This is a genomic window from Streptomyces sp. AK010 (assembly GCF_014207295.1).
Taxonomy (GTDB): Bacteria; Actinomycetota; Actinomycetes; order Streptomycetales; family Streptomycetaceae; genus Streptomyces; species Streptomyces massasporeus.
On record NZ_JACHCX010000003.1, the window covers coordinates 221,092 to 242,656 of the forward strand.

Below are 21,565 nucleotides of genomic sequence, written 5' to 3' on the forward strand. Positions count from 1 at the left end.
GGGCAGCGCCCTATTGACGAACTCTCTAACAACTGCCAGATTCGCCGGATGACGTTGCTGACGGGCGCGCGCGAGCGCAGGGTGCGGACGGGCGAAGTCGAGTTGTGCGTGGCCGAGATGGGGGATCCCGGGCGGCCCACGGTCGTCCTGGTCCATGGCTACCCCGACAGCAAGGAGGTGTGGTCCGAGGTCGCCGGGCGGCTCGCCGGACGCTTCCACGTCGTGGCGTACGACGTCCGCGGCCACGGCCGGTCGACGGCCCCGCGGCCGCTGCGGGGCGGGTTCACCCTGGAGAAGCTGACGGACGACTTCCTGGCCGTCGCGGACGCGGTGAGTCCGGATGCGCCGGTGCACCTGGTCGGGCACGACTGGGGTTCGGTGCAGGCCTGGGAGTTCAGCACCGTCCGGCGTACCGAGGGACGCATCGCCTCTTTCACCTCGATGTCCGGGCCGTCCCTCGACCACTTCGGCCACTGGATCGGCGAGCGGGTGCAGCGGCCCACCCCGCGCCGGGTCGGGCAGCTCCTCGGGCAGGGCGCCCGGTCCTGGTACGTGTACCTGCTGCACACGCCCGTCCTGCCCGAGCTGGCCTGGCGCGGCCCGCTCGGCAAGCGCTGGCCGCGGGTGCTGGAGCGCGTCGAGAAGGTGCCCCGGGGCGACTACCCCACCGCGTCCCTGCCGTCGGACGCGGCGCACGGGGCCTGGCTGTACCGGGACAACGTCCGGCCCCGGCTGCGCGGGCCGCGCCCGGACGCGCACGCCCACGCGCCCGTGCAGATCATCACGCCATTGGAGGACCGGTTCCTCTCGGAGCGGCTCCACGACGAACTGGAGCAGTGGGTCCCGCAGTTGACCCGCAGGACGATCCAGGCGGGGCACTGGATCCCGCGGACCCGCCCGGACCTGCTGGCCTCCTGGATCGAGGAGTTCGTGACGTCCGTCGAGAGCGGGCGGTCCCCGGCGGCGGCGAACGGTGAGCACGCGGAGCGGTTCGGCGGGCAGCTCGTGCTGGTCACCGGGGCGGGCAGCGGCATCGGGCGGGCGACGGCGCTCGCGTTCGCCGAGGCAGGCGCGCGGGTGGTGGCCGTCGACCGGAACGCGGAGGCCGCGGTCCGCACCGCCGAGTCGTCCCGCCTGCTGGGCGCCCCCGACGCCTGGGCGGAGACGGCCGACGTCTCCGACGAACAGGCCATGGAGAAGCTCGCCGACAAGGTCACCACGGAGTACGGAGTGGTGGACGTCCTCGTGAACAACGCCGGGATCGGGCTGTCCGGCTCCTTCTTCGACACCACACCGGAGGACTGGAAGAAGGTCCTCGACGTCAACCTGTGGGGGGTCATCCACGGCTGCCGGCTCTTCGGCCGGCGGATGGCCGAGCGCGGGCAGGGCGGACACATCGTCAACGTGGCGTCGGCCGCGGCGTACCAGCCGTCCCGGACGCTGCCCGCGTACAGCACCTCCAAGGCGGCCGTGCTGATGCTCAGCGAGTGCCTGCGGGCGGAGCTCGCCGGGCAGGGGATCGGCGTGACGGCGGTGTGCCCGGGCATCGTGAACACCGCCATCACGTCGACGGCACGTTTCGCCGGGGTCGACGCCCTGGAGGAGAAGCGGCTGCAGAAGCGCACCGCCCGCCTGTACGGGCTGCGGAACTATCCGCCGGAGAAGGTCGCCCGCGCGATCCTGCGGGCGGTGACGCGCAACGAGGCGGTGGTGCCGGTGACTCCGGAGGCGCGGGGTGCGCGCTGGCTGTCGCGGTGGGCGCCTGGGGCGCTGAGGGGCCTCGCGCGGGTGAAGCCGCCGCTGTGAGGGCGAGGGCGTGGGGCGTGGGGTGTGGGGCTTAGGGCGTGCCGGTGTGAGGCCGAGGGCCCAAAACCCCTGTTGTGAGAGCCAGTTGTCCACAGAACCGCCAATTCCCCTGTGGATAACCACACTTGGTTGTGGACCAAACCTCGGAAGTGAAACTCAATCGCGTGATTCCCGTCTCTCACGCACTCTGGTGGGATGGACGAGAGACGCACCGTGAAGGTGTCGAAGTACCTGTCGAAGCATCTGCGCCACCAGCCGGAGCGCATCGGGCTCACGCTCGACGAGGCCGGCTGGGTCGAGATCGACACGTTGATCGCCGCGGCCACCACCCACGGCTTCCGATTCACCCGCGACGAACTGGACCAGGTCGTCGCCGCCAACGACAAGCGGCGTTTCGCCGTCGAAGGCACCCGGATCCGCGCCAGCCAGGGCCACAGCGTGGAGGTCGACCTCGGGCTGGCGCCGGCCACCCCGCCCGCCCACCTCTACCACGGCACCGTCGCCCGCAGTCTGGACGCCATCCGGTCCGAGGGGCTCCGTCCGATGAACCGGCACGCCGTGCACCTCTCGCCCGACCGGGAGACGGCGACCCGTGTCGGCGCCCGCCGGGGCCGGCCGGTCGTGCTGACGGTGGACGCGGACACCATGCACCGCGACGGCCATGTCTTCCACGTGAGCGCGAACGGGGTGTGGCTGACCGAAGCCGTCCCGGCCCGGTATCTGAGCTTCCCCGAGGGGCACTGACCTGCCGCATCCGGCCGACCGCGCACGGTGACTGTTTCACGTGAAACACGGGGCACACTCGGCGCTCCCTTACGCTCGATGCCATGAGTCTGCGTCTGAGTACCGTGATCCTCCCGTACCGCCGCTGGAACGAAGGCGGCCGTTCGGCCTGGACGCGCGCAGAGCAGCTCGGCTTCCACACCGCGTACACCTACGACCATCTGTCCTGGCGCACCTTCCGGGACGGCCCGTGGTTCGGCGCTGTACCGACCCTCACGGCCGCCGCGGGCGTCACCGACCGGCTGCGGCTCGGCACCCTGGTGACCTCGCCGAACTTCCGGCACCCCGTGACCCTCGCCAAGGAGCTGATCTCCCTCGACGACATCTCCGGTGGGCGGGTCACGCTGGGCATCGGCGCGGGCGGCGCCGGCTTCGACGCCACCGCGCTCGGCCAGGAACCGTGGACGCCGCGCGAGCGCGCCGACCGCTTCGCCGAATTCGTTCCGCTGCTCGACCGGCTGCTCAGCGAGGACGCTGTGTCGTACGAGGGTGACTTCTACTCCGCGCACGAGGCGCGGAACATCCCCGGCTGTGTGCAGCGCCCCAGGCTGCCGTTCGCGGTGGCCGCCACCGGGCCGCGCGGGATGCGGCTCGCCGCCCGTTTCGGGCAGGCGTGGGTGACCACCGGCGACCCCAAGCTGTATGAGAACGGCACGCCCGAACAGTCGATTCAGGCCATTCGCGGGCAGGCGGAGAGGCTCGACGACATCTGCGCCGAGGTCGGGCGGGACATGACCGATCTCGACCGGGTCCTGCTCACCGGATTCACGCCGGACCGCGTCGCCCCGCTCCAGTCCCTGAACGCGTTCGTGGACTTCGCCGGGCGGCATGCGGAGCTGGGCTTCACGGAGATCGTGATCCACTGGCCGATCCCCGACTCGCCGTTCGCAGCCGACCAGAAGGTCTTCGAGCAGATCGCGATGGAAGCGCCGGCGCAGCTGCGCTGAGCGTGGACGGATGTGCCGGGGGCCTCTGGAAAAGGGGCTCCTGGTGAAGACTCCTGATGAAGGGCTCCTGGTGAAGGGCTCCGGATGAAGGGCTCCTGGAGAAGGGCTCCTGGTGAAGGCGGTATCCACTCACCTGTGCGGAGCCCTGCACGCCCGTGCAGACATGTGCGGGACAATGGCCGGGTGACCTCAGCGACCCGACAGCCCGAGACCGCGGCCGAGACCCTCCCGCCGCGGCTGATCGCCACCGACCTCGACGGCACCCTGCTGCGCGACGACAAGTCGGTGTCGCCGCGCACGGTCGCCGCGCTGGCCGCCGCCGAGGCGGCGGGCGTCGAGGTCTTCTTCGTCACGGGCCGCCCGGCCCGCTGGATGGACGTCGTCAGCGACCACGTGCACGGCCACGGCCTGGCGATCTGCGGCAACGGCGCCGCCGTGGTCGACCTGCACGGCGGCCCCGGCGCCCACCGGTTCGTGAAGGTGCGGGAACTCGCCCGGGAGAACGCCCTGGACGCCGTACGGCTGCTGCGCGACGCGGCGCCGGGCACGGTGTACGCGGTGGAGCAGACCTACGGCTTCTACCAGGAGCCGGCTTACCCGAAGCTCCACATGGAGATACCGGACAGCCTCGCCCCGGCCGAGGAACTGCTGGGCCCGGACCATCCGGCAGCCGCGGAGCCGGTGCTGAAGATCCTCGCCTACCACCCCGAGATCGACCCCGACGCCTTCCTGACCCTGGCCCGCCTCGCCATCGGCGACCGCGCCAACGTCACCCGCTCCAGCCCCAGCGCCTTGCTCGAGATCAGCGGCCCCGGGGTGTCGAAGGCCAGCACCCTCGCCCTGTGCTGTGCCGAGCGCGGCATCTCGCACGAGCAGGTCGTGGCCTTCGGCGACATGCCGAACGACGTCGAGATGCTGACCTGGGCGGGCCGGTCGTACGCGATGGGCAACGCGCACCCGGCCGTGATCGCCGCCGCCTCGGGCCGGACGGTGGCGAACAACGACGACGGTGTGGCCGTCGTGATCGAGCAGTTGCTGACGGAACTGCCGTAGCCGCCGCGGCCGGGGTGTCTCAGAGGGACACCCCGCGCGCCGACAGCCACGACACCGGGTTCACCGCCGAGCCCGACTCCGATGTGACCCGGGCCTCGAAGTGCAGGTGCGGCCCGGTGGAGTTGCCCGTGGTGCCCGACTGGCCGATCCACTGCCCGGGGCTGACGCGCTCCCCCTGGTCGACCGTCGTGGAAGCGAGATGGGCGTACTGCGTGTAGTAGCCGCCTGCGTGCTTGAGCACGATCTCCATGCCGAAGGGACCGCCGCAGGACACCTTCACGACCCGACCGGCACCCACCGCCCGCACCGGAGTGCCGATCGGTACCGCGAAGTCCTGGCCGGTGTGCCGGTTCGACCACCGCGCACCGCCACTGCCGTAGGACGCCGACAGTTCGTACGTCTCGACCGGCGCGACCCAGTCGCCGTCGGTGAACCCAGTCTCCGACTGGTCCAGCCGGACGGCCCCGCTGCACGCACCGGCGGCGACCGCCGCGTCCGCCTGCCCCTGGAGCTCCGAGCGGGCCGTCTCCAGCTTCTGCTCGATGTCCGCCTTCAGAGCGGCGAGTTGGACGTTGCGCTTCTCCAGCACCTGCCACTGGGCCGCGGCCCTGGCCTCGTCCGCCGCGAGGCGGGCCTCAGCCCGCTTGTTCTTGGAGATCGCGTTGTTCACCGCGAGATCCGCCTGCGAGAAGGCGTGCTGACCTCGCATCAGGCCTTCGGGGCTGTCGGCCAGGATCATGTGGGCGGCCACCGGCAGCCCCCCACTGCCGCGGTACTGCGCCCGCGCGATCCGGCCCAGATCCTCGTGCAGGGCGGCGATGTGCCGGCGCTGCGCGTCCAGGAGGGCCTCCGCACGCTGGGCTTCGGCCCGCTGGTCCTCGGCCTCCTTGCGCCCGGCCTCGTACTGCTGCGTCGCCACCGCGGCCTCCTCGTACAGCCGCACGACCTCGGCGCTGAGGCCGGTGGCCGGGCCGATGCCGGTGTCGCTCCCGGGGTCCTTGCCTGCCGCCGTCGGCCGGGCCGCGAGCACGGCCAGCGCGCACAGCAGGACCGGAACGAGCAGCCGATGACGGCGGTATGAGCGCATGTCAGCGATCGTCGCCCAGCACTGCCGACCCAGTCCTGTTCACGTCGTACGGCCGGGGGACCGGCTGCGCCGAACGGCCCAGTGCGCACCGTTTCCGGCCGCCGGCCGTGGACGTCAAGGGGCACCGCGGTCAAGGTGCCGGAGTCGAGGGCGCCGACGTCCCGGCGCTGAAGCCGAGGGCGGCGAGATCGAGGCGCCAGGGTCGAGGGCGCCGACGTCCAGGCGCCGACGCCGAGGGCCTACCGCGCGCCCACCAGCGACTCCGCCGCCGCCTCGCGCTCCGCCATCCCCCGCAGCGGTCCGTCCGCCGCCAGCAGCTCGGCGTACGGTCCGCGCTGCACCACCCGTCCCTCGTCCAGCACGATCACCTCGTCGACCGCTTCGAGGCCCGCCAGCCGGTGCGTGATGAGCAGCGCCGTCCGGCCCGAGGTGGCGGCCAGCAGATCGGCGGTGAGCGCGTCGGCGGTCGGCAGGTCGAGGTGCTCGGCGGGCTCGTCCAGCACCAGGACGGGGAAGTCGGCGAGGAGTGCCCGGGCCAGCGCCAGCCGCTGCCGCTGCCCTCCCGACAGCCGCGCCCCGTGCTCGCCGACGAGCGTGTCGAGCCCGTCGGGCAGACTGTCGGCCCAGTCCAGCAGCCGGGCGCGGCCGAGCGCGGCACGCAGGTGCTCCTCGCCGGCGTCCTTCCGGGCGAGCAGCAGGTTCTCGCGCAGCGAGCTGTCGAAGAGGTGCGCGTCCTGCGCACACAGCCCGACGAGGCCCCGGACGTCGTCGCTGCGCAGCCCGTACGCGTCCACACCCGCCAGCGTGTACGAGCCCTCCCGGGCGTCCAGGAACCGCAGCAGCACCTGCGCGAGCGTGGTCTTGCCGGAGCCGGAAGGGCCGACCACGGCGATCCGGCGGCCCTCCTCGAGGGTCAGGTCGAGCCCGGCGAGCGCGTCCCGGGCCTGCTCGGCGTGCCGGGCGGTCAGCCCCGCGACGACGAGCGGGAACGGCGACGCGGGCGCCTGCCGGGGCCGCTCCGGCTCCCGCCCGGGCTCCGGGGCGTCCAGCACTTCGTACACCCGCTCCGCGCTCCGGCCCACGCGCTGCCGGTACTGCACGGCGAGCGGCAGCCCGAGCACGGCCTCGAAGGCGGCGAGCGGGGTGAGGACGACGACGGCCATGGTCACGCCGTCGAGCCGCCCGGTGGCGACCGCCTGCGCGCCGACCAGGGCGGCGGCCGTGACGGTCAGTCCGGAGATCAGCGCGGTGAGGCCGTCACCCAGGGCCGTGGCGGTGGCGGCGCGCGAGGCGACCCGGGTGAGCACCCCGTCGGCCTCGCGCGTCCGGGCGGTCCGCACGGGCACCGCACCGGCAACGGTCAGTTCCGCGGTGCCGGTGAGCAGGTCCGTCACCCGCGTCGCGAGCACGCCGCGTGCGGGCGCCAGCCTGTGCTCGGCCCGCCGGGCCACCGCGCCGGTGATCAGCGGCACGCCGACCCCTGCCGTCAGGAGCCCGGCCGCGAGCACCGCCCCGGCCTCGGGCAGCAGCCACGCCGTGAAGCCGACCGACGCGGCCGACACGACGACGGCCGCCCCGGCCGGCAGCAGCCACCGCAGCCAGTAGTCCTGCAGCGCGTCCACGTCCGCTACCAGCCGGGAGAGCAGATCACCCCGGCGGACCCGGCGCAGCCCGGCCGGCGCCAGCCGCTCAAGCCTGCGGAACACCGCGACCCGGGTGTCCGCCAGCATCCGCAGCACGGCGTCGTGCGACACCAGTCGCTCGGCGTACCGGAAGACGGCGCGCCCGATCCCGAACGCCCGCGTCGCGGTGACGGCCATCATCAGATACAGCACGGGCGGGTGCTGCGAGGCCCGCGAGATCAGCCACCCGGAGGTGGCCATGAGCCCCACGGCACTCCCCAGCGCGAGGCTCCCGAGCAGCAGCGCGAGTCCGAAGCGTCCGCGCCGGGCGCCGGACATGGCGCGGACGCGGGCGAGGACATCGCCTGAGGCCGGCTCTTCGACGGGCTCAGCCGGAGCGCGCAGCTCGATCTCGTCGGATCGCGTGCCGGCCTCCCGGGCCACGGCGGGCGCCGCGGGCAGGGCAGCGGTGGTCTCGGGCTCCTCCAGCCGCACCACCCGGTCCGCGACCTCCAGCAGCGCCGGCCGGTGCACCACCAGCAGGACCGTCCGTCCGGCCGCGAGGCGCCGCACCGCGGCCACGACCTCGGCCTCGGTGGCCCCGTCCAGCGCCGCCGTCGGCTCGTCGAGCAGCAGCACGGGCCGGTCCGCGAGGAACGCCCTGGCCAGTGCGAGCCGCTGCCGCTGCCCGGCGGACAGGCCCGCGCCGTCCTCGCCGAGCGCGGTGTCGACGCCCTCGGGCAGCGCGTCGACGAAGTCCAGTGCCCCGGCGTCCCGCAGAGCCCGCCGTACGGAGTCGTCGTCGGCGCCCGGCCGCGCCAGCCGTACGTTCTCGGCGATCGTCCCGGCGTACAGATGCGGGCGCTGCGGCACCCACGCGATCCGGGAGCGCCACTGCTGAAGGTCGGCATCGGCGAGGTCGACCTCACCGACCCGCACCCGCCCCTCGGCAGGGCGCACGAACCCCAGCAGAACGCTCAGCAGCGTCGACTTGCCGGCGCCGCTCGGCCCGACCAGCGCGACCGTCTCCCCGGGCTCGACACCGAAGGACACGTTCGAGACGGCGTCCGTCGACCGCCCCGTGTACCGGACGGTCACGCCCTCGAACGACAGCGCACCCTCCGGTACGGCCGCGGAACCGGACGCCGGGACGGGCGTCTCCAGGACCTCGAAGATCTCCTCGGCGGCGGCGAGCCCCTCCGCCGCCGCGTGGTACTGCGCCCCGACCTGCCGCAACGGCAGATACGCCTCGGGCGCGAGGACCAGGATGACGAGGCCGATGTACAGGTCCATCTCGCCGTGCACCAGCCGCATGCCGATCGTCACGGCGACCAGCGCCACCGAGATCGTCGCGAGCAGTTCCAGGGCGAAGGAGGAGATGAAGGCGATCCGCAGGGTCCGCATGGTCGCCTGCCGGTACTCGCCGGTGATGCGCCGGATGGACTCGGCCTGCGCCTTGGCCCGCCCGAAGACCTTCAGCGTCGGCAGCCCGGCGACGACGTCCAGGAAGTGCCCGGACAGCCGCGACAGCAGCCGCCACTGACGGTCCATCCGGGACTGGGTCGCCCAGCCGATCAGCACCATGAAGACCGGGATGAGGGGCAGGGTGCTGACGATGATGGCCGCCGACACCCAGTCCTCGGTGACGATCCGCGCCAGGACCGCCACCGGCACGACCACCGCGAGACCCAACTGCGGCAGGTAGCGCGAGAAGTAGTCGTCGAGGGCGTCGACGCCCCGGGTGGCCAGGGCGACCAGCGAACCGGTCCGCTGCCCGCTGAGCCAGCCCGGCCCCAGCTCGGCGGAACGCTCCAGCAGCCGTCCTCGCAGTTCGGACTTCACGGCCGCGCTGGCCCGGTGGGCGGCGAGCTCCGTGAGCCAGCCGACCAGCGCCCGTCCGGCCGCGACGGCGGCCAACAGCAGCAGGGGAGTGCCGAGGTCGGACACGGCCATGCGGTGCTGGAACGCTCCGACCACCACCTCGGCGATGAGCATCGCCTGCGCGATGACCAGCCCCGCCCCTACGGCCCCCAGGGCCACGACCGCCACCAGGAAGACCCGGGTGGCACGGGCGTACCGGAGCAGACGCGGATCGATTGGTTTCACGTGAAACACACCTCAGTGCACGGTCTCGGCGATGTGCTGCGTACCGATCCGCTTGCGGAACACCCAGTACGTCCAGCCCTGGTAGAGCAGGACGACCGGGGTGGCGATCCCGGCACACCAGGTCATGATCTTCAGCGTGTACGGGCTGGACGAGGCGTTGGTGACCGTCAGGCTCCAGTCCGGGTTCAGCGTCGACGGCATGACGTTCGGGAACAGCGTCAGGAAGAGCATCGCCACCGCGGCCACGATGGTGAGTCCCGACAGAGCGAACGCCCAGCCCTCACGCCCGGCCCGGGCCGCGACCAGAGCCACGAGGAGCGATGCCACGGCCACGACCATCGCCACGAGCGACGCACCGTCGCCCCGGTCGGACTGCGTCCACAGCAGGAAGGCGAGCGCCAGCAGGGCGGTCACCAGCCCGACGCGCAGCGCCAGCTTCCGTGCCCGCTCCCGGATCTCCCCGACGGTCTTGAGCCCGACGAACACCGTCCCGTGGAAGGTGAACAGCGACAGCGTGACCAGACCGCCCAACAGCGCGTACGGGTTGAGCAGATCCAGGACGCCGCCGGCGTAGTTGAAGTCCTGGTCGATCTTCACGCCCCGCACGATGTTGGCGAAGGCCACGCCCCACAGGAACGCGGGCAGCAGCGAGGCCCAGAAGATCGCTGTCTCCCAGTTGCGCTGCCAGCTCTCCTCGGGCCGCTTCACCCGGTACTCGAAGGCCACGCCCCGGACGATCAGACAGACCAGGATGAGCAGCAGGGGCAGATAGAACCCGGAGAAGAGCGTCGCGTACCACTCGGGGAAGGCGGCGAAGGTCGCGCCGCCCGCCGAGAGCAGCCACACCTCGTTGCCGTCCCAGACGGGTCCGATGGTGTTGATCAGCACCCGCTTCTCGGGCCGGTTACGGGCGAGCAGCTTCGTGAGCACCCCGACCCCGAAGTCGAAGCCCTCCAGGAAGAAGTAGCCGGTCCACAGGACGGCGATCAGGACGAACCAGACGTCGTGCAGTTCCATGACTGTGCAGCTCCCTCGGCCTAGTACGAGAAGGCCATCGGCTTGTCGGCGTCACGGGAGTCGCCGCCGATCTTCGTGGGCGGGTTGAGGTCGGCCTCGGTGAGCTCCGGCGGGCCCGCCTTGACGTACTTGACCAGCAGCTTGACCTCGATGACGGCGAGGATCGCGTACAGCGTGGTGAAGACGACCATCGAGGTGATGACCTCGGCCTGGGAGACACCGGGGGAGACCGCGTCACGGGTCTGGAAGAGGCCGTAGACCACCCACGGCTGGCGGCCCATCTCGGTGAAGATCCACCCCCAGGAGCTGGCGATCAGCGGGAAGCCCAGGGTGAGGATCGCGATGCGCCAGTACCACGTGGTGAGGGTCGGGCCGAGCGCCTTCTTCGGCAGCAGCACGAGATGCGGCACTTCGTCGTCGCCCACCCTCAGGTGCTGCGGCAGCATGAACTTCTTGCGGGTCAGCCAGAGCCCGGCCAGGCCGATGGCGAACGACGTCATGCCGAAGCCGATCATCCACCGGAAGCCCCAGTAGGCCACGGGGATGTTGGGCCGGTAGTCGCCGGGCCCGTACTTCTCCTGCTCGGCCTTGTTGACGTCGTTGATGCCGGGCACGTACGAGGTGAAGTCGTCCTTCGCGAGGAAGGACAGCAGGCCGGGGATCTCGATGGCGACCTTGTTGTGGCCCTTGTCGACGTCGCCGACGGCGAAGATCGAGAAGGGAGCCGGCTTCTCGCCGTCCCACAGCGCCTCGGCCGCGGCCATCTTCATCGGCTGCTGCTGGTACATGATCTTGCCGAGCACATCGCCGCTGATCGCGGTGAGGAGACCGCCGATCACGACGGTGACGAGGCCCAGCCGCAGCGAGGTCTTCATCACGGGGACGTGCTTCTTGCGGACCAGGTGGAAGGCGGCGATGCCGACCATGAAGGCGCCACCGGTCAGGAAGGCCGCAGTGAGCGTGTGGAAGACCTGGGCGAGCGCGGTGTTCTGGGTGAGCACCAGCCAGAAGTCGGTGAGCTCGGCCCGGCCCTTCGCCTCGTTGATCTTGTAGCCCACCGGGTGCTGCATCCAGGAGTTGGCCGCGAGGATGAAGTAGGCCGACAGGATCGTGCCGATCGAGACCATCCATATGCAGGCCAGATGGATCTTCTTCGGCAGCTTGTCCCAGCCGAAGATCCACAGACCGATGAAGGTCGACTCGAAGAAGAAGGCGATCAGGGCCTCGAAGGCCAGCGGCGCACCGAAGACGTCACCGACGAAGCGTGAGTAGTCGGACCAGTTCATGCCGAACTGGAACTCCTGCACGATGCCGGTGACCACGCCCATCGCGATGTTGATCAGGAAGAGCTTGCCCCAGAACTTCGTCGCCTGGAGGTACTTCTCCTTCTCCGTCCGCACCCAGGCCGTCTGCAGACCGGCCGTGAGCGCGGCCAGCGAGATCGTCAGGGGGACGAACAGAAAGTGGTAGACGGTGGTGATGCCGAACTGCCATCGCGCCAGGGTCTCCGGCGCCAAAGCCAGGTCCACGTCGCCGCTCCTTACCTACGCTTGTGAAAGCGTTCACATTCACAAGCCATTATGCAGCACGGACTTTCGAGCCCTGGAGGGGGTCCCCCTGTCTCCCCCGTCACACTCGACCCCTTGGCCCGAACTTCAACATATTGTTGAATCAATGGCATGCAGACACCGGCATCGGTACGGATACGGATCTCCTGGCCCGCGGGCCATCTCGACGCGCCGCTCGACGACACTCCAAGCAGTCAGGCCCTGGTCAAGGCGCTGCCCCTCGTCTCCACCGCCCGCACCTGGGGCGAGGAGGTGTACTTCGGCACAGGGGTGTCGGTTTCACGTGAAACTGGCGCCCGGGAGGTCGTCGAGCCGGGCACCGTCGCCTTCTGGACCGACGGCCACGCCCTCGCCCTCCCCTACGGACCCACGCCGATCTCACGGGGCGACGAGTGCCGCCTCGCCGGCCCGTGCAATGTCCTGGGCCGCCTCGACGGCGACCCCGGCCTGCTCGCGACCGTGCGGGACGGCGACCCCGTACGCGTGGAACTCCTGGACGCCTGACCTGGGCGGAGCCCAGCCGCTTCCTCGGAGCCTCACCGCTCTTCGCGGGCCCTCCACCGCAACTGCCTGAGCTCTACAGCTCCTTGCGGAACCCTTCCGACACCTTCAGGAAGATGTCGTTCGCCTCGGCCTCCCCGACCGTCACCCGCACACCCTCGCCCGGGAACGGCCGGATCACCACACCAGCCTGCTCGCAGGCCTGCGCGAACGCGACCGTGCGCTCCCCCAGCCGCAGCCACACGAAGTTGGCCTGGGTCTCGGGCACCGTCCAGCCCTGCGAGCGCAGCCCGTCGACCACGCGCGTGCGCTCACACACCAGCGAGCCGACCCGGCCGAACAGTTCGTCCTCGGCCCGCAGTGAGGCGATCGCCGCCTCCTGCGCGAGCTGGCTCACGCCGAACGGCACCGCCGTCTTGCGCAGCGCCGCGGCCACCGGTTCGTGGGCGATGGCGAAACCGACGCGCAGTCCGGCGAGGCCGTACGCCTTGGAGAAGGTCCGCAGGACACAGACGTTGGGCCGGTCGCGATAGATCTCACGGCCGTCCGGCACCTCGGGGTCGCGGATGAACTCGCGGTAGGCCTCGTCGAGGACCACCAGCACATCGCTCGGGACCCGGTCGAGGAAGCGCTCCAGCTCCGCCCGCCGCACCACCGTGCCGGTCGGGTTGTTGGGGTTGCAGACGAAGATCAGGCGCGTGCGGTCGGTGATCGCGTCGGCCATGGCGTCGAGGTCGTGCACGTCCCCGGGCGTCAACGGCACCTGGACCGACGCCGCGCCGCTGATCTGCGTGATGATCGGGTACGCCTCGAAGGACCGCCAGGCGTACATGACCTCGTCGCCGGGGCCCGCGGTGGCCTGGATCAGCTGCTGGGCGACGCCGACCGAACCGGTGCCGGTGGCCAGGTGGGAGAGGGGCACTCCGAACCGCTCGGACAGCTCGTTCATCAGCCCCGTGCAGGCCATGTCCGGGTAGCGGTTGAAGTTGCCGGCCGCCGCCGTCACGCTCTCCATCACGCCCGGCAGCGGCGGATACGGGTTCTCGTTGGAGGACAGCTTGTAGGCCACCGGACCACCTGCCGCGGCGGGCTTGCCCGGCTTGTAGGTGGGGATCCCCTCCAGCTCGGCGCGCAGCTTGGGGCTCGTCTCGCTCACCGCAGTCCTCCTCGTGAAGACCGGCGGCCCATGACCGCCGCCGACATCCAATACTGCTCACCTTATGAGGATTCAGCGCCGCTGCGTATAGCCACCACCGAGCGGCCGGCTCCGACCTCGTCCGCCCCGCCGGCATCAGGGGCATCACTCCACCAAGGCGTATAAATCCGGGGGCGCGCTGCACATATATCTACGCGCCGGTGGTGCACGCCGTGGCGCGCATCCTCCGTGCAGGTGAGTTGAGACCTCTTCGCAACATCGACCCCTCGACAGGCCCGTGCGTGCCGACAAGACACGTAATGGCTTGAGAGCGCTCAACACCCTTGGTTTCCAAAGCAATTGGAGTTAAATGATCATGCAGAAACGTGCCTGTCAACGCGTGCATATGCGTCCGCACTACCCCACCGCATGAGCCCTACTATCGGCTCGCCATGACAGCAGCAGGGAAGCACCAGGTGAGCCGCGCGGAAACCTCACGGCGAGGCAGTCGGCCGGGTCGGGCCGGCATCAGAGACGTGGCCGCCGCCGCCGGAGTCTCCATCACGACCGTCTCCGACGCCCTCAACGGCAAGGGTCGGCTCCCGGACGCCACCCGGCGCCATGTCCGGGAAGTCGCAGACCGGCTGGGCTACCGGCCCTCGGCCGCGGCCCGGACCCTCCGTACCGGCAAGTCGGGACTCATCGGCCTGACCGTGACCACCTACGGGGATGAACCTTTCACCTTCACGGAGTTCGCGTACTTCGCCGAGATGGCGCGGGCCGCTACCTCCGCCGCGCTCGCCCGCGGCTACGCCCTCGTCATCCTGCCGGCGACGTCCCGCCACGACGTGTGGTCGAACGTCGCCCTGGACGGCACGGTCGTCATCGACCCCTCCGACCAGGACCCGGTCGTCAGCGAACTCGTCCGACAGGGCCTGCCGGTCGTCTCCGACGGCCGCCCGGCCGGTGCGCTGCCGGTCACGGCCTGGGTCGACAACGACCACGAGGCCGCCGTCCTCGGCATCCTCGACCACCTGGCCGACGCCGGCGCCCGCCGCATCGGCCTGCTGACCGGCACGACCACGGACACGTACACCCACCTGTCGACCACCGCGTACCTGCGCTGGTGCGAGCGCGTCGGCCAGGATCCTGTGTACGAGGCCTACCCGGCGCACGATCCGTGCGCGGGCGCCGTCGCCGCCGACCGGCTCCTCGCCCGGCCCGACCGGCCCGACGCGGTCTACGGACTGTTCGACCCGAACGGCACCGACCTGCTCGCCGCCGCCCGCCGCTACGGCCTGCGCGTCCCCGAGGACCTGCTGCTGGTCTGCTGCAGCGAGTCCACGGTGTACGCCAACACCGAGCCGCCCATCACCACGCTCTCCCTGAAGCCGCGCCGCATCGGCACGGCGGTGGTCCAGCTCCTCATCGACGCCATCGAGGGAGTGGACTCCGACCACCCGGTAAAGCAGGTGATACCGACGGAGCTGATCGTGCGTACCTCGTCCCAGCGACGCCCGCCGCGCACGACGGTCAGCCCGCCGCGTTCACCCGAGGGGACGTAGGACCCGCACCCGGGTAAATGGAAGGTCGCACTCCTGGGGAGAAACAGGGCCGGTCCCCCGGAGAGAAGGGATCGTTCTCGCGAAGAGAAGAAGAGCGAGGACGGTCACACGGTGGTCAAAGCCCGGCCCAATCGGGGCGAAAGCCGCGGTGAACTGGACTCTTGCTCTGATTCACCACCCCTGGGTCATCACATGGCGCGATCCGCATTCCTATGATGGGCCCACGACACCCGCGGGCCGCTACGACCAGGCAGTCCGATGCGGTGCAATGCGGCGCGATGGTGGAGGGGTCGATGACTCAGGGGGCCGGTCAGGGACCCGAGGTGGAGCGGACGGCGACGTTGCGCGACTTCCGGGTGCCCGCGTACGTCCACGAGGCCGGTCCGCACGTCCACAGCGTCCACCCCGGCGAGGTCGCCCCGCCGCCCGAGGAGACCTACCCCGAGGGATACACGCCGACCGAGCGCGACCTTCCCGTGATCAACCGGGGTGACACTGTCCAGGTGACCGTGGACCCCGAGACCGCCGCCGCCCCGCAGGCCACCACCGGGCAGGGCCCGCTGTACGTCGTGGGTGACGTGCACGGCTACCTCGACCAGCTGGTGTCGGCCCTCCAGGAGAAGGGCCTGCTCGACTCCGCCGGCAACTGGTGCGCGGGCACCGCCCGGCTGTGGTTCCTCGGCGACTTCACCGACCGCGGCCCCGACGGCATCGGCGTCATCGACCTGGTGATGCGGCTGTCCGCCGAGGCCGCCGCGGCCGGCGGCTACTGCAAGGCGCTCATGGGCAACCACGAGCTGCTGCTGCTGGGCGCGAAGCGGTTCGGCGACACCCCCGTCAACTCCGGCGCGGGCACCGCCACCTTCCAGGCGGCCTGGCTGCTCAACGGCGGCCAGAAGACCGACATGGACCGCCTCCAGGACCACCACCTGCAGTGGATGTCCCGCCTGGACGCCGTCGAGGAGGTCGACGGCCACCTGCTCGTCCACTCCGACACCACCGCCTACCTCGACTACGGCCGCTCCATCGAAGAGGTCAACGACACCGTCCGCGAGACGATCACCCGCAACGACGCGGACGAGGTCTGGGACCTGTTCCGCAAGTTCACCAAGCGGTTCTCCTTCCGCGACGAGGGTGGCGCCGACGCCGTGCGCTCCCTGCTCGATACGTACGGCGGCGCCCGCATCGTTCACGGGCACAGCCCGATTCCGTATCTGCTGGGCGAAGTCGGCTCCGAGGACGACTCGGACAACCGCGACCCCGTGATCGAGGGACCGCACGTCTACGCCGACGGACTCGCCATCGCCATGGACGGCGGCGTGACCATGGCCGGAAAGCTGCTGGTCCAGCAACTGCCGCTGGATACGTGAACGTTCACCGGGCAGGCGCTCCCGGCCGGAGGACCGGGCCGGTGAGGGGCCAATTTCGGTAAACCCCCTGTCACCGCATACCGTCGCCGCTCTACCATCGGCTTATCCGTAGCAGGCTCCCCTCCGTTTCTGCCCGACGGCTCGTCAGCATGCCGAGCCCCAAGCCCTACGGAGCATCGGGGGATGCACATGAACAGCGTTCCGCAGCACCTGCTGAGCGAGGACCGCCAGGAATACGAGCGGCTCCTCGATGAGGCGCTGCGCTCCGCACCACACCGTCCGGAACTGGCCGCTGTAGGACAGCGCCTCAACCCCGAACAGCTGCGCACCATGGCGCTGAACGCCACCGCACTCATCACGGCGGCCGCGTCGACCGAGTACCAGCACTACGTCAAGGTCCGCGACGAACTGCGTCAACCGGCGTCGGCCGGCTCACCGGCCCTGCGTGAATCCGGTTCCTCCGAACCGGGTCCGGACGCGTCGGGGCTCGCCGCGACCGTGGGAGGGGTCGCCGAGACCGCCGGCGCGGGCGCCGTCGCCGTCGTCGCCGTGCTCGCACCCGTCCTGGCCGGAACCGCCGCGGCGATCTTCCTGCTCGTCGGCTACATCCTGCGGATGCTCGACCCCGAGCAGGGATTCGCCCGGACCATGCTCACCACGGGCTGGGTGTTCGGCGCGGTGACCGCGGTCGCGATCCTCGTCGCCGCCGTGGGGCTGCTGCTCACCGCCCTGCGCAACAAGCCCACGGCCGAAGGCGGGTCGTACGGCGAACTGCGGGGCGAGGTGGCCCAGGCCAAGGAGGCCTGGCACGAGGCCCTGCTGGAACGCGGCATCCTGCCCTTCCTGAGGGAGGCTCTCGTCGACCCCGGCGCGGCCACCGCGCTGCACCACACGCCGTCGTCGACGCCGGTCAGCCGCATGCCCAACCTCGGCTACGACCGCCCGGGATTCACCAGCCCGGACGACGGCGACCGTGGCTCGCGCCCCAGCTTCAGCAGTCCGGACTACAGCAGCCCGGACTTCGGGGGTCCCGAGCACCAGCCGGAGTAGCACTCGTCAAGCCCGTCCGAGGGGGCGCATCCCCGTGGGCCGGCCCGAGCGTGGGCGGGACCCGGGTGGGCGGGACCCACAGGCCGGGGGACCAACGGCCCCCGGGCCTGTGCGCGGCCGGGTCAGTCCGCGATGGGCAGGTACACGCGGTTCCCGCTCGCCGCGAACTCCTTCGACTTCAGGGCCATGCCCTCCTCGATCTCGTTCCGGGTGCCGCCGTGTTCCCGACGGATGTTCTGCGAGATCTTCATGCTGCAGAACTTGGGACCGCACATCGAGCAGAAGTGAGCCGTCTTGGCCGGCTCGGCGGGCAGGGTCTCGTCGTGGAACTCCCGTGCCGTGTCCGGGTCGAGGGCCAGGTTGAACTGGTCCTCCCACCGGAACTCGAAGCGGGCGTCGGACAGCGCGTCGTCCCACTCCTGCGCACCCGGGTGTCCCTTGGCTAGGTCGGCTGCGTGGGCGGCGATCTTGTAGGTGATGACGCCGGTCTTGACGTCGTCACGGTTCGGCAGGCCCAGGTGCTCCTTGGGCGTGACATAACACAGCATCGCCGTGCCCCACCAGGCGATCATCGCGGCACCGATGCCGGAGGTGATGTGGTCGTACGCCGGTGCGACGTCCGTGGTCAGCGGGCCGAGCGTATAGAACGGAGCTTCATCGCAGATCTCCTGCTGAAGGTCGATGTTCTCCTTGATCTTGTGCATCGGGACGTGGCCCGGGCCCTCGATCATGGTCTGTACGTTGAAACGCTTCGCGATCCGGTTGAGTTCCCCGAGGGTGCGCAGTTCCGCGAACTGTGCCTCGTCGTTGGCGTCCGCGATCGAGCCGGGCCGGAGGCCGTCCCCGAGCGAGTAGGTGACGTCGTACGCGGCGAGGATCTCGCAGAGCTCCTCGAAGTTCTCGTACAGGAACGACTCCTTGTGGTGCGCCAGACACCAGGCGGCCATGATCGAGCCGCCGCGGGAGACGATGCCGGTCTTGCGGTTCGCCGTCAGCGGCACGTATGCCAGGCGCACACCCGCGTGGACCGTCATGTAATCCACGCCCTGCTCGGCCTGTTCGATGACCGTGTCCTTGTAGATCTCCCAGGTCAGCTCCTCCGCCCGGCCGTCGACCTTCTCCAGGGCCTGGTAGAGCGGCACGGTGCCGATGGGGACGGGCGAGTTGCGCAGCACCCACTCGCGCGTGGTGTGGATGTTGCGGCCGGTGGACAGGTCCATGACTGTGTCGGCGCCCCAGCGGGTCGCCCAGGTCATCTTCTCGACCTCCTCCTCGATGGAGGACGTCACCGCCGAGTTGCCGATGTTGGCGTTGACCTTCACCAGGAACCGCTTGCCGATGATCATCGGCTCGATCTCCGGGTGGTTGACGTTGGCCGGCAGCACGGCCCGGCCCGCTGCGATCTCGTCCCGCACGACCTCCGGCGCCACGTGCTCCCGGATGGCGACGTACTCCATCTCGGGCGTGATCTCGCCGCGGCGGGCGTACGCGAGTTGCGTGACCGCCTGCCCGGTCCTGCCGCGACGCGGCTGGCGCGGCCGGCCGGGGAAGACCGCGTCCAGGTTGCGGAGGCCGCCCCGGGGTGAGGTGTGCTTGATGCCGTCGTCCTCGGGACGGACGGGACGACCCGCGTACTCCTCGGTGTCGCCGCGGGCGATGATCCAGTTCTCGCGCAGCGGCGACAGGCCCCTGCGGACGTCGGTGTCGACGAGCGGATCGGTGTACGGGCCCGACGTGTCGTACAGCGTGACCGACTGGCCGTTGGTGAGGTGCACCTGACGGACCGGCACGCGCAGGTCGGGGCGGGTGCCCTCGACATACGCCTTGTGCCAGCCGATGGACTTCCCGGCCTCCTCGGACTTCTCGTCCTGAACGGAGGCAGGCGTGCGTGCGTCCTTGCTGGTCATGAGACCTACTCCCTACGCCGGCATTACCCGGTAACAGGTTCGGCGGTCGACGCAGCGATTTCCGTCCGGCGACGTTTCGTGTGAAACATCACTCGAGTCCGGCGATGTTTCATGTGAAACATCGCTGGGACGGAGGTCAGCGCCCTCTCAGCCCGGTGCTCCGAGCTCCCGCGTGTACAAAAGGTGCCTCCACGCTAGCGGCAATTCTGGCGCGGTGAACAGAGGGCCCCCGTCGTTCTTGCGATGATCGGGCGGTGACCACGACGCAGCGTCCCTCCTACCCACCGCCCGAGCCGCCCCGCGGATCCGGCGCCGGAAACGGCGACGGCCGTGGTGACGGCCATGATTTCGCCGCCCCGGCCGGGTACGGGCCGAGCAGAGGGCAGAGCCCCGGGCTCGGGTACGGGCGTGACGCGGGTTTCGGTGCCGGTTCCGGCCCCGGTGGTGAGTACGGGCAGGGCTCCGGCGGAGGCCAGGGTGCCGGTCCTTCCGGTGGCCACGGTGGCTCCGGCGGTCCCGCCGGTGTTCAGGGGCCCGGCCACGGAGCCGGTGGTGGGCCCGGTTCAGGGCCCCGCGGAGGCGGCGGGCACGGTCACGGCGGGGGCGACGGACACGGACACGGGCACGGACCCGGTCCCGGTCCCGCCCCGGGTGGCGGGCACGGGCACCCCCACAGCCACAACCACGGTCCGGCCACGCCCGTCTCCCGGCATCTGCGCAAGGTCATCGCGGCGATCCTGATCCCGTTCGCTGCGGCGGTCCTGGTCGGTCTCGCCGTGCTGTGGCCGGGCGGCGCTCCGTCGCACGAGCGCACCGGTGTCGGCTTCGACCGGCAGACTCAGGACGCCACAGTCACCAAGGTGGTCGAGGTGAGCTGCAAGGAAGCCGGCGCTTCGGGCGTCCCGCCGACCGGCGACACCTCCACCGCCGAGGGTTCCTCCGCGGTGCAGCAGGAGAAGGGCAGCTGCAAGCGGGCGACGATCCGGGTCGACAGCGGCGACGACAAGGGCCGTACGTTCACCGAGATCGTCCAGCCCGACCAGTCCCGCCAGCTGCAAGAGGGCCAGGAAGTCGTGGTCGCCTACGAGCCCTCGGCGCCGAAGGACCTGCAGTACTCGGTCACCGACATCAACCGCCGTCTTCCCATGGGGCTGCTGGCCGGCATCTTCGCGATCGCCGTCGTGGTCGTCGGACGGCTGCGGGGCGTCATGGCCCTGGTGGCGCTGGCCATCAGCTTCATGGTGCTGAACTTCTTCATCCTGCCCGCGATCCTGCAGGGTTCGAACCCGCTCGTCGTGGCCGTGGTGGGCGCCAGCGCCATCATGCTCATCGCCCTGTATCTGTGCCACGGCCTGTCCGCCCGGACATCGGTGGCCGTGCTGGGCACCCTCATCTCGTTGCTGCTGATCGGCATCCTCGGCTCGGTGTTCATCGACTGGGCGGCCCTGACCGGCAACACCGACGACAACACCGGGCTGATCCACGGCCTCTACCCGACGATCGACATGAGCGGTCTGCTGCTCGCCGGCGTCATCATCGGCTCGCTGGGTGTGCTCGACGACGTGACGGTCACGCAGACCTCGGCGGTCTGGGAGCTGCACGAGGCCAACCCCTCGATGGGCTGGCGCGGGCTCTACCGCGCGGGCATCCGGATCGGCCGCGACCACATCGCCTCGGTCGTCAACACGCTCGTCCTCGCCTACGCGGGTGCCGCGCTGCCGCTCCTGCTGCTGTTCTCGATCGCGCAGAGCAGTGTGGGGACGGTGGCCAACAGCGAGCTGGTCGCGGAGGAGATCGTGCGCACGCTGGTCGGTTCGATCGGCCTGGTGGCCTCGGTGCCGGTCACCACGGCTCTGGCGGCGCTGGTGGTCGCCGCCGACCGCCCCGGCACGGAGCCGGCCGTGGAAGCCTCTGCCGTCCCCGCGCGCGGGGGAAGGGGCCGGCGCCGCAAGCGCTGACGTCGCCCGAACCGCGAGAAGATCGCCCGGTCATACGAAGATCGCAGGAAGAAGCGTTCCTGCACGGTTCGGCGGCATCCGGTGAAGCGT

15 protein-coding genes and 1 riboswitch are annotated in these 21,565 nt (G+C 70.7%); of the genes, 9 read left to right on the plus strand and 6 right to left on the minus strand.

Annotated features, from left to right (window positions below; translation table 11 throughout):
• Window positions 1–48: 48 nt before the first annotated feature.
• The 4 genes from HDC93_RS07245 (at window position 49) to HDC93_RS07260 (ending at window position 4,589) form a co-directional block, all read left to right on the plus strand.
• Window positions 49–1,806 carry an SDR family oxidoreductase gene (locus tag HDC93_RS07245; RefSeq protein ID WP_185008342.1) on the plus strand — a complete coding sequence of 586 codons (1,758 nt, stop codon included), beginning with the start codon at window positions 49–51 and terminating at the stop codon, window positions 1,804–1,806.
• A gap of 195 nt (window positions 1,807–2,001) precedes the next feature.
• Complete coding sequence (locus tag HDC93_RS07250) at window positions 2,002–2,550, plus strand: RNA 2'-phosphotransferase (RefSeq protein ID WP_185008344.1); 549 nt, start codon at window positions 2,002–2,004, stop codon at window positions 2,548–2,550.
• 83 nt (window positions 2,551–2,633) lie between these two features.
• Window positions 2,634–3,536: an LLM class flavin-dependent oxidoreductase gene (locus tag HDC93_RS07255; protein ID WP_185008346.1), complete on the plus strand. Its 903-nt coding sequence runs from the start codon at window positions 2,634–2,636 to the stop codon at window positions 3,534–3,536.
• 183 nt (window positions 3,537–3,719) lie between these two features.
• Window positions 3,720–4,589: an HAD-IIB family hydrolase gene (locus HDC93_RS07260; protein WP_311774504.1), complete on the plus strand. Its 870-nt coding sequence runs from the start codon at window positions 3,720–3,722 to the stop codon at window positions 4,587–4,589.
• Between the two features lie 19 nt (window positions 4,590–4,608).
• Here the strand turns inward: HDC93_RS07260 and HDC93_RS07265 are convergent, their stop codons facing one another.
• The 4 genes from HDC93_RS07265 to HDC93_RS07280 form a co-directional block, all read right to left on the minus strand.
• Entirely contained in the window at window positions 4,609–5,676 is a 1,068-nt protein-coding gene (locus HDC93_RS07265) for a M23 family metallopeptidase (protein ID WP_185008350.1), read from the minus strand.
• A gap of 239 nt (window positions 5,677–5,915) precedes the next feature.
• Entirely contained in the window at window positions 5,916–9,404 is a 3,489-nt protein-coding gene (gene cydD / locus HDC93_RS07270; protein ID WP_185008352.1) for a thiol reductant ABC exporter subunit CydD, read from the minus strand.
• A 12-nt stretch (window positions 9,405–9,416) separates the two neighbouring features.
• Complete coding sequence (gene cydB, locus HDC93_RS07275) at window positions 9,417–10,421, minus strand: cytochrome d ubiquinol oxidase subunit II (RefSeq protein ID WP_185008354.1); 1,005 nt, start codon at window positions 10,419–10,421, stop codon at window positions 9,417–9,419.
• Window positions 10,422–10,441: 20 nt separating this feature from the next.
• Window positions 10,442–11,950, minus strand: coding sequence for a cytochrome ubiquinol oxidase subunit I (locus HDC93_RS07280; protein ID WP_185008356.1), 1,509 nt, complete (start codon window positions 11,948–11,950; stop codon window positions 10,442–10,444).
• Window positions 11,951–12,100: 150 nt separating this feature from the next.
• Here HDC93_RS07280 and HDC93_RS07285 point away from each other — a divergent pair, with 150 nt between their 5' ends.
• Window positions 12,101–12,493 carry a cyclophilin-like fold protein gene (locus HDC93_RS07285; RefSeq protein ID WP_185008358.1) on the plus strand — a complete coding sequence of 131 codons (393 nt, stop codon included), beginning with the start codon at window positions 12,101–12,103 and terminating at the stop codon, window positions 12,491–12,493.
• Between the two features lie 73 nt (window positions 12,494–12,566).
• Here HDC93_RS07285 and hisC read toward each other — a convergent pair whose 3' ends face one another.
• Window positions 12,567–13,646: a histidinol-phosphate transaminase gene (gene hisC, locus HDC93_RS07290; protein ID WP_185008360.1), complete on the minus strand. Its 1,080-nt coding sequence runs from the start codon at window positions 13,644–13,646 to the stop codon at window positions 12,567–12,569.
• Window positions 13,647–14,077: 431 nt separating this feature from the next.
• On the opposite strand from hisC, the gene HDC93_RS07295 reads away from it, so the two are divergent.
• The 3 genes from HDC93_RS07295 to HDC93_RS07305 all read left to right on the plus strand — a co-directional run bounded on the left by HDC93_RS07295 (window position 14,078) and on the right by HDC93_RS07305 (window position 17,610).
• Window positions 14,078–15,190 carry a LacI family DNA-binding transcriptional regulator gene (locus tag HDC93_RS07295; protein WP_185008362.1) on the plus strand — a complete coding sequence of 371 codons (1,113 nt, stop codon included), beginning with the start codon at window positions 14,078–14,080 and terminating at the stop codon, window positions 15,188–15,190.
• Window positions 15,191–15,468: 278 nt separating this feature from the next.
• The gene (locus HDC93_RS07300; RefSeq protein ID WP_260419458.1) at window positions 15,469–16,560 is read left to right on the plus strand and encodes a metallophosphoesterase; all 1,092 of its coding nucleotides are present in this window, start codon (window positions 15,469–15,471) and stop codon (window positions 16,558–16,560) included.
• A gap of 183 nt (window positions 16,561–16,743) precedes the next feature.
• Complete coding sequence (locus HDC93_RS07305; RefSeq protein WP_185008366.1) at window positions 16,744–17,610, plus strand: hypothetical protein; 867 nt, start codon at window positions 16,744–16,746, stop codon at window positions 17,608–17,610.
• 122 nt (window positions 17,611–17,732) lie between these two features.
• On the opposite strand, the gene thiC is transcribed toward HDC93_RS07305, so the two are convergent.
• Window positions 17,733–19,517 (minus strand): phosphomethylpyrimidine synthase ThiC, encoded by a 1,785-nt coding sequence (gene thiC / locus HDC93_RS07310; protein ID WP_221516353.1) that lies wholly within the window; start codon window positions 19,515–19,517, stop codon window positions 17,733–17,735.
• A riboswitch (TPP riboswitch) is annotated at window positions 19,510–19,699 on the minus strand. It overlaps the preceding gene by 8 nt.
• 72 nt (window positions 19,700–19,771) lie before the next feature.
• Here thiC and HDC93_RS07315 point away from each other — a divergent pair.
• The gene (locus HDC93_RS07315) at window positions 19,772–21,475 is read left to right on the plus strand and encodes a YibE/F family protein (RefSeq protein ID WP_185008368.1); all 1,704 of its coding nucleotides are present in this window, start codon (window positions 19,772–19,774) and stop codon (window positions 21,473–21,475) included.
• The last annotated feature ends 90 nt before the right edge of the window (window positions 21,476–21,565 follow it).

What these genes read in the sequence shown, in the direction of transcription:
- HDC93_RS07305 (WP_185008366.1), top strand. Translation starts at nt 16,744, where the DNA reads ATGCACATGAACAGCGTTCCGCAGCACCTGCTGAGCGAGGACCGCCAG.
- HDC93_RS07245 (WP_185008342.1), top strand. Translation starts at nt 49, where the DNA reads ATGACGTTGCTGACGGGCGCGCGCGAGCGCAGGGTGCGGACGGGCGAA.
- HDC93_RS07295 (WP_185008362.1), top strand. Translation starts at nt 14,078, where the DNA reads ATGACAGCAGCAGGGAAGCACCAGGTGAGCCGCGCGGAAACCTCACGG.
- HDC93_RS07255 (WP_185008346.1), top strand. Translation starts at nt 2,634, where the DNA reads ATGAGTCTGCGTCTGAGTACCGTGATCCTCCCGTACCGCCGCTGGAAC.
- thiC (WP_221516353.1), bottom strand. Translation starts at nt 19,517, where the DNA reads ATGACCAGCAAGGACGCACGCACGCCTGCCTCCGTTCAGGACGAGAAG.
- HDC93_RS07265 (WP_185008350.1), bottom strand. Translation starts at nt 5,676, where the DNA reads ATGCGCTCATACCGCCGTCATCGGCTGCTCGTTCCGGTCCTGCTGTGC.
- cydB (WP_185008354.1), bottom strand. Translation starts at nt 10,421, where the DNA reads ATGGAACTGCACGACGTCTGGTTCGTCCTGATCGCCGTCCTGTGGACC.
- HDC93_RS07300 (WP_260419458.1), top strand. Translation starts at nt 15,469, where the DNA reads ATGGTGGAGGGGTCGATGACTCAGGGGGCCGGTCAGGGACCCGAGGTG.
- HDC93_RS07285 (WP_185008358.1), top strand. Translation starts at nt 12,101, where the DNA reads ATGCAGACACCGGCATCGGTACGGATACGGATCTCCTGGCCCGCGGGC.
- HDC93_RS07250 (WP_185008344.1), top strand. Translation starts at nt 2,002, where the DNA reads ATGGACGAGAGACGCACCGTGAAGGTGTCGAAGTACCTGTCGAAGCAT.